A 13,161-nucleotide genomic window follows, 5' to 3' on the forward strand; every position below is an offset into this window, starting at 1 on the left:
TTCGTTGTAAGGTCATAGGCATGAGCCCGCGATACCTCTTCACCTGCCCCGACTCTCCGAAACCATCGGGCGGTGTGGCGGTCGTTTACCAGACCGCGGAGCTGTTGGCCGAGGCGGGCTACGAGACGGGTCTGGTGCATAACAGCCCGGGCGCCTGCCATCCGGATTACGCGGTGACCGTGCCCAATTACTACACCCGAGCTATCGCCAGGGTCATGGCCCGTTACAGCGGGCGCCTCGGCCGGCTTCGGGCCCTGGTCAACAGGCTGCTGTCCGGCGACTCGGCCAAACGGGGCAAGGCGCTCGACCTGCGCCCCGATGATGTGATCGTGATGGGCGAATGGCAGATGCCCGACGTGATGGAGGCATTCCCGCGCCATCGCAAGATCGTCTATGTCCAGAACCCCTTCGCCCATGTCGACGCCCATGCCCGCGCGCTTGGCCGCGGGCTCGACCCGGTGGCGCAGATCGACCACTACATCGGCATTTCCGATGCCAACATGAGTGTCTTCGATCTTCTCGGCCTCGACCGTGTGTCCTATTTTCCGGTCGCGCCCAAGCTCGACCTCTTCCCGTACCGCGAGACCAAGAAGAAACTGGTCACCTACATGCCCCGGAAACGCCCGCAAGAGGCGCTCGTGGTCGACAACGCCCTGCGCGCCCGCGGCCGGCTGAAGGGCTATGACCTCGTCGCCATCGACGGGGTGCCGCCGGCGAAAGTGGCCGAGCTTCTCGGCGACTCGCTGATCTTCATCTCCTTTCTCAAGCAGGAGGCGCTCGGCTTCCCCGCGGCCGAGGCCATGTCGGCCGGCTGCATCACCGTCGGCTTCACCGGCTTCGGCACCGAGGAATATTTCAGCCCCGACACCGGCGTGCCCACGCCAGAGGGCGATCTGCCCGCGCTGGTTCAGGCGACCGAATCGGTCATCGCCGAATACGAGTCTTCGCCGGCCCGACTCGATGCCCTCCGCAAGGATGCCTCCGCCTTCGTGCGCGACCGTTACGCCCCCGAGCGGTTCAGGAAGGGCCTTCTGGAGGCCTGGAAGCAGATCGAAACGGCCCTCGAAAGCTCAAAACGAACCTGATGGCAAAGAGTAAACTGTTCGTGAGCGAGAAACTGCTCTTGACGCCCTTGCAGTCGGAACAAATATGATGCTACGAGATCACCTCACTTAACGCATCTTGCCAAACCTGTATGTGCGCAGGTTTGGCTAGGTGCGTTTCGATGTCCGAGCGTTCAGCCTGGCACGCTGCACAGGAATGGGACACCGAACCGCCTGAACGGTCACTTCGCCGGTTGCCGCCCCGCGAAGTGGCGTGAGTACAAGGACAGTCCCCTTATGCCCGCGACCTATCTTGGCCAGAAGCGTCTTCGGAAATACTACGGCAAAATCCGCGAAGTGCTGGAAATGCCGAACCTCATCGAGGTTCAGAAATCTTCTTACGACCTTTTCCTGAACTCCGGCGATCAGCCCGACCCGCAAGACGGCGAAGGCATCAAAGGTGTCTTCCAGTCGGTTTTCCCGATCAAGGATTTCAACGAAACCAGCGTGCTGGAATTCGTCAGCTACGAGCTGGAAAAACCCAAATACGACGTCGATGAATGCATGCAGCGCGACATGACCTACAGCGCCCCGCTGAAGGTCACCCTGCGCCTGATCGTGTTCGATCTCGACGAGGATACCGGCGCCCGCTCGGTCAAGGATATCAAGGAACAGGATGTCTTCATGGGGGACATGCCGCTCATGACCCCGAACGGCACCTTCGTCGTCAACGGCACCGAGCGCGTGATCGTCAGCCAGATGCACCGTTCGCCCGGCGTGTTCTTCGACCACGACAAGGGCAAGACCCATTCTTCGGGCAAGCTGCTCTTCGCCTGCCGCATCATTCCCTACCGTGGCTCGTGGCTCGACTTCGAGTTTGACGCCAAGGATATCGTCTTCGCCCGGATCGACCGCCGCCGCAAACTGCCGGTGACGACCCTGCTCTATGCCCTCGGGCTGGATCAGGAAGATATCATGAATGCCTACTACGATACGGTCGACTACAAGCTGCACAAGAAAAACGGCTGGGTCACCAAGTTCTTCCCGAACCGCGTGCGCGGCACCCGTCCGACCTATGACCTGATCGACGCCGCCTCCGGCGAGGTGATCGCCGAAGCCGGCAAGAAGATCACGCCCCGCGCGGTCAAGAAGCTGATCGACGAAGGCAACGTGACCGAGGTGCTCCTGCCCTTCGAACAGATCGCAGGCAAGTTCGTCGCCCGTGACATCATCAACGAGGAAAACGGCGCGATCTACGTCGAGGCCGGCGACGAGCTGACGATCACCCGCGACAAGGATGGCGAGATCACCGGCGGCACCGTGATGGAGCTGATGGAGGCGGGTATCACCGATATCCCCGTGCTCGACATCGACAACATCAATGTTGGCCCGTACATGCGCAACACCATGGCGCAGGACAAGAACATGAACCGCGAAACCGCGCTCATGGATATCTACCGCGTCATGCGCCCGGGCGAGCCGCCGACGGAAGAGGCCGCCTCGGCCCTCTTCGAAACGCTCTTCTTCGACGGCGAGCGCTATGACCTCTCCGCCGTGGGCCGCGTGAAGATGAACATGCGCCTCAACCTCGAAAAGCCCGACACACAGCGCACGCTGGACCGCGAGGATATCGTGGCCTGCATCAAGGCCCTGGTCGAGCTGCGCGACGGCAAGGGCGACATCGACGACATCGACCACCTCGGCAACCGCCGAGTGCGCTCGGTCGGCGAGCTGATGGAGAACCAGTACCGCGTTGGCCTTCTCCGCATGGAGCGCGCCATCAAGGAACGCATGTCCTCGGTCGAGATCGACACCGTCATGCCGCAGGACCTGATCAACGCCAAGCCGGCGGCGGCCGCGGTACGTGAATTCTTCGGCTCCTCGCAGCTGTCGCAGTTCATGGACCAGACCAACCCGCTCTCGGAAGTCACCCACAAGCGGCGCCTCTCGGCGCTCGGGCCGGGCGGCCTGACGCGCGAACGCGCGGGCTTCGAGGTGCGCGACGTTCACCCGACCCACTATGGCCGGATGTGCCCGATCGAGACGCCGGAAGGCCCGAACATCGGCCTGATCAACAGCCTCGCCACCTTCGCCCGCGTGAACAAGTACGGCTTCATCGAAACGCCCTACCGCCGCGTGAAGGACGGGCAGGTCACAGACGACGTGACCTACATGTCCGCCACCGAGGAAATGCGCCACACCGTGGCCCAGGCCAACGCGACGCTCGACGATGACGGCAAGTTCGTCAACGAGATGGTCAACACCCGCCAGTCGGGCGAATACATGCTGGCCCCGGTCGAGCATGTCGACCTGATCGACGTCTCGCCGAAACAGCTGGTCTCGGTCGCGGCCTCGCTCATTCCGTTCCTGGAAAACGACGACGCCAACCGCGCTCTGATGGGCTCGAACATGCAACGTCAGGCCGTGCCGACGCTCCGGTCCGAGGCCCCGCTCGTGGGCACCGGCATCGAAGGCGTCGTCGCGCGTGACTCGGGTGCATCCGTTCTCGCCCGCCGTGCCGGCGTGATCGACCAGGTCGATGCCCAGCGGATCGTGATCCGCGCCACCGAGGATCTCGAAATCGGTGATCCCGGCGTCGACATCTACCGGATGCGCAAGTTCCAGCGCTCGAACCAGAACACCTGTATCAACCAGCAGCCGCTGGTGAAGGTGGGCGACACCGTGGGCAAGGGCGAAGTCATCGCCGACGGCCCGTCGACCGACCTCGGTGAACTGGCGCTCGGCAAGAACGTGGTCACGGCCTTCATGCCGTGGAACGGCTACAACTTCGAAGACTCGATCCTGATCTCGGAACGCATCGCCCGCGATGACGTGTTCACGTCGATCCACATCGAGGAATTCGAGGTCGCCGCCCGCGACACCAAGCTCGGACCGGAAGAGATCACCCGCGACATCCCGAACGTCGGCGAGGAAGCCCTGCGCAACCTCGACGAGGCGGGCATCGTCTATATCGGCGCCGACGTGCAGCCGGGCGACATTCTCGTGGGCAAGATCACCCCGAAAGGCGAAAGCCCGATGACGCCGGAAGAGAAACTCCTCCGCGCCATCTTCGGCGAAAAGGCCAGCGACGTGCGTGACACCTCGCTGCGCGTGAAGCCGGGCGACTACGGCACTGTCGTCGAAGTCCGCGTCTTCAACCGCCACGGGGTCGAGAAAGACGAGCGCGCGCTCCAGATCGAGCGGGAAGAGGTTGAACGCCTCGCCCGTGACCGGGACGACGAGCTCGCCATTCTCGAGCGCAACATCTACGCGCGTCTCAAGGACCACATTCTCGGCAAGGTCGCCGTGAAAGGCCCCAAAGGCGTCAAGTCCAACTCGGAGATCACCGAGGAGCTGCTGGAAACGCTCTCGCGCGGCCAGTGGTGGCAGCTTGCCCTCAAGGAAGAGCATGACGCCCAGATCGTCGAGGCCCTGAACGAGCAGTACGAGGCGCAGAAACGCACCCTCGACGCCCGTTTCGAGGACAAGGTCGAGAAGGTCCGCCGCGGCGACGACCTGCCGCCGGGCGTGATGAAGATGGTCAAGGTCTTCATCGCCGTGAAGCGCAAGCTTCAGCCGGGCGACAAGATGGCCGGCCGTCACGGCAACAAGGGCGTGATCTCGAAGGTGGTCCCGATGGAGGACATGCCGTTCCTCCAGGATGGCACCCCCGTCGACTTCTGCCTCAACCCGCTCGGCGTGCCTTCGCGGATGAACGTCGGTCAGATCCTTGAAACCCACATGGGTTGGGCCGCCCGCGGCCTTGGCATCAAGATCGACGAGGCGCTGCAGGAATACCGCCGCTCGGGCGACCTGACCCCGGTCCGCGAGGCGATGAAGATCGCCTATGGCGACGATGTCTACGACGAAGGCATCGCCTCCATGTCCGAAGAGGGTCTGGTGGAAGCCGCCGGCAACGTCACCCGTGGCGTTCCGATCGCAACCCCGGTCTTCGACGGTGCGAAAGAGCATGACGTGAACGACGCGCTCAAGCGCGCTGGCTTCGACGAAAGCGGTCAGTCCGTCCTTTACGATGGCCGCACCGGCGAACAGTTCAGCCGCAAGGTCACCGTCGGCGTCAAGTACCTGCTCAAGCTGCACCACCTTGTCGACGACAAGATCCACGCACGCTCGACCGGGCCGTACTCGCTCGTCACCCAGCAGCCGCTGGGCGGCAAGGCACAGTTCGGCGGCCAGCGCTTCGGCGAGATGGAGGTCTGGGCGCTCGAAGCTTACGGCGCGGCCTACACCCTGCAGGAAATGCTGACGGTGAAATCCGACGACGTGGCAGGCCGGACCAAGGTCTACGAGTCGATCGTCAAGGGCGAGGACAACTTCGAGGCCGGCGTGCCCGAAAGCTTCAACGTGCTGGTGAAGGAAGTCCGCGGCCTCGGCCTCAACATGGAACTCCTGGACGAGGAGGAAGACGAGTAACGGCGCTCGTCGGTGAGTTTTGCCCACCCTGCGAACCGTAGGGTGGGTGCCAACCCACCGCAGCCGCCGCTCTTCCCCTCACCCGATCAAAGGATTTGAACATGAACCAGGAACTCACGAACAACCCGTTCAACCCTGCGGCCCCCGCCAAGGTGTTCGACGAAATCAAGGTCTCGCTGGCCAGCCCGGAGCGTATCCTCAGCTGGTCCTACGGCGAGATCAAGAAGCCCGAAACCATCAACTACCGCACGTTCAAGCCCGAACGTGACGGCCTGTTCTGCGCGCGCATCTTCGGCCCGATCAAGGACTACGAATGCCTGTGCGGCAAGTACAAGCGGATGAAATACCGCGGCGTCGTCTGCGAGAAATGCGGCGTCGAGGTCACGCTCCAGAAGGTCCGGCGCGAGCGCATGGGCCATATCGAGCTGGCCGCGCCCTGCGCCCATATCTGGTTCCTGAAATCGCTGCCCTCGCGCATCGGCCTCATGCTCGACATGACCCTGCGTGACCTGGAACGCGTGCTCTACTTCGAGAACTACGTCGTGATCGAACCGGGCCTGACCGACCTGACCTACGGCCAGATGCTCACCGAAGAAGAGTTCATGGACGCCCAGGACGCCTACGGCATGGATGCCTTCACCGCCAATATCGGCGCCGAGGCCATCCGCGAGATGCTGCAGAACATCGACCTCGAAGGAGAGGCCGAGCAGCTGCGCGCCGATCTGGCCGAGGCCACCGGTGAACTCAAGCCCAAGAAGATCATCAAGCGCCTCAAGGTCGTCGAGTCGTTCATCGAATCCGGCAACCGCCCGGAATGGATGGTCATGACCGTGATCCCGGTCATTCCGCCGGAACTGCGCCCGCTGGTCCCGCTGGATGGCGGCCGTTTCGCGACCTCCGACCTCAACGACCTCTACCGCCGCGTGATCAACCGGAACAACCGCCTCAAGCGGCTGATCGAACTGCGCGCGCCCGACATCATCGTCCGCAACGAAAAGCGGATGCTGCAGGAATCGGTCGACGCGCTCTTCGACAACGGCCGCCGCGGCCGGGTCATCACCGGTGCCAACAAGCGCCCGCTCAAGTCGCTCTCCGACATGCTCAAGGGCAAGCAGGGCCGCTTCCGCCAGAACCTTCTGGGTAAACGGGTCGACTTCTCGGGCCGTTCGGTCATCGTGACCGGCCCGGAACTCAAGCTGCACCAGTGCGGCCTGCCCAAGAAGATGGCGCTCGAACTCTTCAAGCCGTTCATCTACTCGCGGCTCGAAGCCAAGGGCATGTCCTCGACCGTGAAGCAGGCCAAGAAACTGGTCGAGAAAGAGCGCCCCGAGGTCTGGGATATCCTCGACGAGGTGATCCGTGAGCACCCGGTTCTCCTGAACCGCGCGCCCACGCTTCACCGTCTCGGCATCCAGGCGTTCGAACCGGTCCTCATCGAAGGCAAGGCCATCCAGCTTCACCCGCTCGTCTGCTCGGCCTTCAACGCCGACTTCGACGGTGACCAGATGGCCGTGCACGTCCCCCTCTCGCTGGAAGCCCAGCTCGAGGCGCGCGTGCTGATGATGTCGACGAACAACGTTCTGTCGCCCGCCAACGGCGCACCGATCATCGTTCCCTCGCAGGACATGGTTCTCGGCCTCTACTACACCTCGATCATGCGGGCCGGCATGAAGGGCGAAGGCATGGTCTTCTCCTCGATCGACGAAGTGCAGCACGCGCTCGACTCGGGCGAGGTGCACCTGCACGCCAAGATCACCGCGCGCATTCCCCAGATCGACGAGGAAGGCAACGAGGTGATGCAGCGGTTCGAAACCACGCCGGGCCGTGTCCGCATCGGCGCGCTCCTGCCGCTCAACGCCAAAGCGCCCTTCGAACTCGCCAACCGCCTCCTTCGCAAGAAAGAGGTGCAGCAGGTCATCGACACCGTCTACCGCTACTGCGGCCAGAAGGAGAGCGTGATCTTCTGTGACCAGATCATGAGCATGGGCTTCAAGGAAGCCTTCCGCGCCGGCATTTCCTTCGGCAAGGACGACATGGTCATCCCCGATCAGAAGTGGACCATCGTCGAGGAAACCCGCGAACAGGTGAAGGGCTTCGAACAACAGTACATGGACGGCCTGATCACCCAGGGCGAAAAGTACAACAAGGTTGTCGACGCATGGTCGAAGTGTAACGACCAGGTGACCGACGCGATGATGGGCACCATCTCCGCCGAGATCACCGACGAAAGCGGCGCCGTGCAGGAACCCAACAGCGTCTACATGATGGCGCACTCGGGTGCCCGGGGCTCGGTCACCCAGATGAAACAGCTGGGCGGGATGCGCGGCCTGATGGCGAAGCCGAACGGCGACATCATCGAGACGCCGATCATCTCGAACTTCAAGGAAGGTCTGACCGTGCTGGAGTACTTCAACTCCACCCACGGCGCCCGGAAGGGTCTGTCGGACACCGCCCTGAAGACGGCCAACTCGGGTTACCTCACCCGCCGTCTCGTCGACGTCGCGCAGGACTGCATCGTGCGTCAGCACGATTGCGGCACCGAGCGTGCGATCACCGCCGAGGCCGCCGTGAACGACGGTGAAGTGGTGGCGTCGCTGGCCGAGCGCGTGCTGGGCCGTGTCGCGGCCGAGGATATCCTCAACCCCGCGACCAACGAGGTCGTCGTGGCCCATGGTCAGCTGATCGATGAACGCCTCTCCGACGCGATCGACCAGGCAGCCGTGCAAACCGCGCGGATCCGCAGCCCGCTGACTTGTGAGGCCGACGATGGCGTCTGTGCCATGTGCTATGGCCGCGACCTCGCGCGCGGCACCATGGTCAACACCGGCGAGGCGGTCGGCATCATCGCCGCCCAGTCGATCGGTGAACCCGGCACCCAGCTGACGATGCGGACCTTCCACATCGGCGGCGTGGCGCAGGGTGGCCAGCAGTCGTTCCTCGAGGCCAGCCAGGCCGGCACGATCGTGTTCGAAGCCGCCCAGACGCTCGAGAACTCGGCGGGCGAAACCCTCGTCATGGGCCGCAACATGAAACTGCGGATCATGGGCGAGAACGACCAGGAGCTTGCCAGCCACAAGATCGGTTACGGCACCAAGCTCTTCGTCAAGGAAGGCGACAAGGTCCAGCGTGGCGACAAGCTGTTCGAATGGGATCCGTATACCCTGCCGATCCTGGCCGAGAAGAGCGGTATGGCCCGTTTCGTCGACCTCACCAACGGCGTCTCCGTGCGCGAGGTGACCGACGATGCCACCGGCATGACCCAGAAGATCGTGTCCGACTGGCGCGCCGCCCCCCGCGGCAACGAGCTGAAGCCGGAAATCCTGATCGCCGACGCCGATGGCGAACCGGTGCGCAACGATGCCGGTCACCCGGTCACCTACCCGATGTCGGTCGACGCCATCCTGTCGATCGAAGACGGTCAGGATGTCAGCGCCGGTGACGTGGTCGCCCGGATCCCGCGCGAAGGCGCCAAGACCAAGGACATCACCGGCGGTCTGCCGCGTGTGGCCGAACTCTTCGAGGCACGTCGCCCGAAGGATCACGCCATCATCGCGGAAATCGACGGCTACGTCCGCTATGGCCGCGACTACAAGAACAAGCGCCGGATCAGCATCGAACCGGCCGACGAGTCGCTGGAGCCGGTCGAGTACATGGTGCCCAAGGGCAAGCACATCCCCGTTCAGGAAGGGGACTACGTGCAAAAGGGCGACTACATCATGGACGGCAACCCCGCCCCCCACGACATTCTGTCGATCATGGGTGTCGAGGCTCTGGCCGATTACATGATCAACGAGGTGCAGGAGGTCTATCGTCTTCAGGGCGTGAAGATCAACGACAAGCACATCGAGGTGGTCGTCCGCCAGATGCTCCAGAAGTGGGAGATCCTCGACAGCGGGGAAACCACGCTTCTCAAGGGCGAGCATGTGGACAAGGCCGAATTCGACGCGGCCAACGAAAAGGCGATCGAACGGGGCAAACGCCCGGCTCAGGGCGAGCCGATCCTTCTGGGGATCACCAAGGCCTCGCTGCAGACCCGGTCGTTCATCTCGGCGGCATCGTTCCAGGAAACCACGCGCGTGCTGACCGAAGCCTCGGTTCAGGGCAAGCGTGACAAGCTGGTCGGCCTCAAGGAAAACGTCATCGTCGGTCGCCTCATCCCGGCGGGCACCGGTGGCGCGACCCTCAAGGTCCGCTCGATCGCCCAGGGCCGCGACAACGTGGTCATCGAGGCCCGCCGCGAGGAGGCCGAAGCGGCCGCCGCGCTGGCAGCTCCCGATGCCAACGACGTGGTCGGCGGCGACGATTTCGACAACTTCGTCGAGACGCCCGAGAGCCGCGAAGACTGAGCATTGCCCGGTTAGAAACACCAGAGGCCCCGCCAACCGGCGGGGCCTTTTTCGTTGTGGGCCAAGGGGTTGAAACCGTGACGTCCCCAACCCGTAGGGTGGGTGAAACCCACCGCCCCGACGCCTGCAAACCACCGTTCTAGGGTGGGTGAAACCCACCTCCCCATCCTCTCGAAACCCTAAAAATGTAAAGCACCCTTGACACCGCGCAACTACTCCCCCAAATGTAAAGGACACTTTACAAAAACGGGACCCTCATGAAACAGAACCTCGTCCTCCTGGTCCTCGGGCTGGCCGCCTACGCGGCCACCCTGATCTTCTCGCAAAGGATTCTCGCCACCGCCCCCCACGGCGCCACCGCCGGCATTCTCCTCTCCCTCGCCCCCATGCTGCCCGCCATCTTCATCTGTGCCGTCATCATCCGCACCATCCGTCATCTCGACGAAATGCAGCGCAAGCTGCAATTCGAGGCGCTGGCCTTCGCCTTCGCGGGCACGGCGCTCCTCACCTTCGGCTACGGTTTCCTCGAAGGGGCGGGCCTGCCGACGCTGTCGATGTTCGTGGTCTGGCCGCTGATGGCGGCGCTCTGGGTCGTCGGCACCATCATCGGCCGAATCCGATACGGATGAAGAACCGCATCCAGGATCTGCGCCGCCAGCGCGGCTGGTCGCAAGCCGACCTTGCCAGCCAGCTCGGCGTCTCCCGCCAGACGGTCAACGCCCTCGAACGCGGCCGCTACGACCCCAGCCTGCCGCTGGCCTTCACCATCGCCCGCGTGCTCGGCGAAAGCATCGAGGATATCTTCCAGCCCGATCCCGAATAGCGCGCAACGCCCGGCGCCTTAACCCGGCCCCGCGCGCGGCCCGTCGGCGAAAAACACCGACAAAATACCGACGTTATACCGACGCGATACCGACATCGGGTTTTGCCGTGTTTTCAAGGAATTAACCGTGATTCGCCAAAGATGCGCGGTTCAGCCCCAGGTCGGGTGAAATTTACCCGCCGGTGACAGGGTAAAAATCTCGCAGCCGTCCGCCGTCACCCCGATGGAATGCTCGAACTGCGCCGACAGCGACTTGTCCCGCGTGATCGCCGTCCAGTCATCCGACAGCACCTTGGTCTCCGGCCGCCCGAGGTTCACCATCGGCTCGATGGTAAAGAACATGCCTTCTTCCAGCACGGGGCCCGTTCCGGGCCGGCCATAGTGCAGCACGTTGGGCGGCGCATGGAACACCCGGCCCAGCCCGTGACCGCAGAAGTCCCTGACAACGCTCATCTTGTGACCCTCGACGAAGGTCTGGATCGCGTGGCCGATATCGCCGAACGTGTTGCCCGGCTTCACCGCCTCGATCCCCTTCATGAGGCTGTCATGCGTCACCTGCATCAGCCGCTCGGCATAGGGTTTCGGCTGGCCCGCCACGAACATCCGGCTGGTGTCGCCATACCATCCGTCGACGATCACCGTGACGTCGATATTCAGGATATCGCCATCCATCAGCGTGTCATCGGTGCGCCGGTTGGTGTCGTTCTTCCACTTCGGCAGCTTGCTGCCCGGAATCCCGTGGCAAACCACGTGGTTGACGCTGATACAACTGGCGTGCTGATAGCCCTTGTACCCGATCGTCGCCGACGTGGCCCCGGCCTTGTTTACATGGGCCTCGATCATCCGATCCAGCTCGCCGGTTGTCTGTCCGACCGCCACATGCGGCGCCAGGTCGTCGAGGATTTGCGCGGCCAGCTCGCCGGCCTTGTGCATGCCGGCAAAATCGGCCCGCTCATGAATGCGGATCCCGTCGCGTGTCAGTTTGCCGCGATGTTCATTCTTCACGGTTGGCTCCCGTAACTTACCGTTTCGCCTTCTATTTATGACACTTGAGCGCAATGTGCCAGAGGCGCCGCCTGCGTCCTTCTGAACCCCGCCATTCCAGTGTAATCTGTCACCATTATTTTGAAACAGGTAGTGTCATGAACAGAGTCTCCAAGCTATTCCCCCTGTTGGCCACCTCGATCGTGATTTCGGCGGCAGACCGGGCCACAGCCTCCGACTGCCTCGCCGAGGTCCGTGCCCTCTGGGATGAGGGCGCCCCCCTCGACGCCTTCCAGCGCCCGCCGCACGAGAACACCAACACCGTGCGCGACGCTAACGGAACCGTAACCGAAATCTACGACTCCATCATTGAAACACCCCTGCGCACCATCGCCGGAATACGTGGCACCCATATGACGCTGGCCATCGACAACGACGTCTGGACAGGCCCCGGCGTTAACGGTCCGTGGACCCCGCAACAGGGCTTCACCGGCGATCGCCGGGCCCAGTACAATGCCGACCGCCTGCAGCGCCAGGCGAACCTCACCGATGTCGCCTGCCACGGCACGGTCGATGTCGAGGGCGCCAGCTACCTCTCCTATAGCTTCACCACCAAGTCCGACCCCGACGAAGAAATGGGCGGCCTGTGGTACGGCTCCTCCGACACGGTCTACATCGACCCCGGCACGCGGCAGGTGATGATCTGGGAAATGGGCAACTTCGTGTCGTCCTGGGCACCGGCGCCCACCGGCGAGCATCACCGCGTGGTCTTCACCTACGACCCGTCGATCAAGATCCTGCGACCGGGGTGAATGCCAACGGCCCGGCCACCTCCACCGCCTCCGGCGTGATGGCACAGCCAAGGCAGATCGTCTCCACCCCCGCCTCCCGCGCCGCGGCAAAGGCCGCGGCATAGGCCGGGTCGATATCCGCGGCCAGCGTGACATCGGCGCAATCCGTCCTCTGCACCAGGAACAGCATCACCGCCCGGTGCCCCGCCCGCGCCATTTCCGCCAGTTCCAGCAGATGCTTGCGCCCCCGCGCAGTCACGCTGTCGGGAAACTCCGCCAGCCCCGCCTGCCGCGACAGCGTCACCGACTTCACCTCGACATAGGCATCCGGCAACCCGTTCTCCTGCAACAGAAAATCGATCCGGCTGCCGGCCCCGTACTTCCGCTCGGGCAGCACCGTGCCATAGGCCGCCAGCCCCGGCACCGCCCGCGCCTCAAGCGCCGCCTTAAGCGCGCGGTTCGGCAAGCCGGTATCGACCCCGGTGAAATGCCCGTCGCGGTGCTCAACCAGCCGCCAGCCGTATCTCAGCTTCTTCTTCGGGTCGTCATTGGGCTCGACCCAGATCCGCATCCCCGGCTCCGCAAGCCCCATCATCGACCCTGGATTGGCGCAATGCGCCACCACCTCGCGCCCATCCGCCTCCAGCCGGATGTCGGCCAGGAAGCGTTTGTACCGGCGAAGAAGCCGCGCCGGCTCAAGAGGGGTTTGAAAGCGCATGTCGCAGGGCCTATACCGATCT

General features: G+C 63.5%; 8 protein-coding genes. 6 read left to right on the forward strand and 2 right to left on the reverse strand.

Going from position 1 to position 13,161, the window contains the following annotated elements; translation table 11 throughout:
- Window positions 1-20: 20 nt before the first annotated feature.
- From RIdsm_RS01090 to RIdsm_RS01110, 5 genes are all read left to right on the forward strand, one after another.
- Window positions 21-1,085: a glycosyltransferase family protein gene (locus RIdsm_RS01090; protein WP_143100488.1), complete on the forward strand. Its 1,065-nt coding sequence runs from the start codon at window positions 21-23 to the stop codon at window positions 1,083-1,085.
- Between the two features lie 255 nt (window positions 1,086-1,340).
- Window positions 1,341-5,477: a DNA-directed RNA polymerase subunit beta gene (rpoB, locus tag RIdsm_RS01095; RefSeq protein WP_057816438.1), complete on the forward strand. Its 4,137-nt coding sequence runs from the start codon at window positions 1,341-1,343 to the stop codon at window positions 5,475-5,477.
- Between the two features lie 101 nt (window positions 5,478-5,578).
- Window positions 5,579-9,823 (forward strand): DNA-directed RNA polymerase subunit beta', encoded by a 4,245-nt coding sequence (gene rpoC, locus RIdsm_RS01100; RefSeq protein WP_057816437.1) that lies wholly within the window; start codon window positions 5,579-5,581, stop codon window positions 9,821-9,823.
- Between the two features lie 257 nt (window positions 9,824-10,080).
- Window positions 10,081-10,452, forward strand: coding sequence for a hypothetical protein (locus RIdsm_RS01105; RefSeq protein WP_057816436.1), 372 nt, complete (start codon window positions 10,081-10,083; stop codon window positions 10,450-10,452).
- A complete protein-coding gene (locus tag RIdsm_RS01110) occupies window positions 10,449-10,646 on the forward strand; it encodes a helix-turn-helix transcriptional regulator (protein WP_057816435.1) in 198 nt (65 codons plus the stop codon). The genes RIdsm_RS01105 and RIdsm_RS01110 overlap by 4 nt, the downstream gene beginning before the upstream one ends.
- A 150-nt stretch (window positions 10,647-10,796) precedes the next feature.
- Here RIdsm_RS01110 and map read toward each other — a convergent pair whose 3' ends face one another.
- Window positions 10,797-11,651, reverse strand: a complete 855-nt coding sequence (gene map, locus RIdsm_RS01115) for a type I methionyl aminopeptidase (RefSeq protein ID WP_057816434.1) — start codon at window positions 11,649-11,651, stop codon at window positions 10,797-10,799.
- Between the two features lie 137 nt (window positions 11,652-11,788).
- Between map and RIdsm_RS01120 the strand changes: the two genes are divergently transcribed.
- A complete protein-coding gene (locus RIdsm_RS01120; protein WP_057816433.1) occupies window positions 11,789-12,442 on the forward strand; it encodes a hypothetical protein in 654 nt (217 codons plus the stop codon).
- Here the strand turns inward: RIdsm_RS01120 and sfsA are convergent.
- The gene (gene sfsA / locus RIdsm_RS01125) at window positions 12,420-13,139 is read right to left on the reverse strand and encodes a DNA/RNA nuclease SfsA (RefSeq protein ID WP_057816432.1); all 720 of its coding nucleotides are present in this window, start codon (window positions 13,137-13,139) and stop codon (window positions 12,420-12,422) included. The two genes, RIdsm_RS01120 and sfsA, sit on opposite strands and share 23 nt — an antisense overlap.
- Window positions 13,140-13,161 lie beyond the last annotated feature (22 nt).

The organism is Roseovarius indicus, from assembly GCF_008728195.1.
Taxonomy (GTDB): domain Bacteria; phylum Pseudomonadota; class Alphaproteobacteria; order Rhodobacterales; family Rhodobacteraceae; genus Roseovarius; species Roseovarius indicus.

Coding starts and splice junctions, on each gene's coding strand:
- sfsA (WP_057816432.1), bottom strand. CDS start 13,139: ATGCGCTTTCAAACCCCTCTTGAGCCGGCGCGGCTTCTTCGCCGGTAC.
- RIdsm_RS01110 (WP_057816435.1), top strand. CDS start 10,449: ATGAAGAACCGCATCCAGGATCTGCGCCGCCAGCGCGGCTGGTCGCAA.
- RIdsm_RS01105 (WP_057816436.1), top strand. CDS start 10,081: ATGAAACAGAACCTCGTCCTCCTGGTCCTCGGGCTGGCCGCCTACGCG.
- rpoC (WP_057816437.1), top strand. CDS start 5,579: ATGAACCAGGAACTCACGAACAACCCGTTCAACCCTGCGGCCCCCGCC.
- RIdsm_RS01120 (WP_057816433.1), top strand. CDS start 11,789: ATGAACAGAGTCTCCAAGCTATTCCCCCTGTTGGCCACCTCGATCGTG.
- rpoB (WP_057816438.1), top strand. CDS start 1,341: ATGCCCGCGACCTATCTTGGCCAGAAGCGTCTTCGGAAATACTACGGC.
- RIdsm_RS01090 (WP_143100488.1), top strand. CDS start 21: ATGAGCCCGCGATACCTCTTCACCTGCCCCGACTCTCCGAAACCATCG.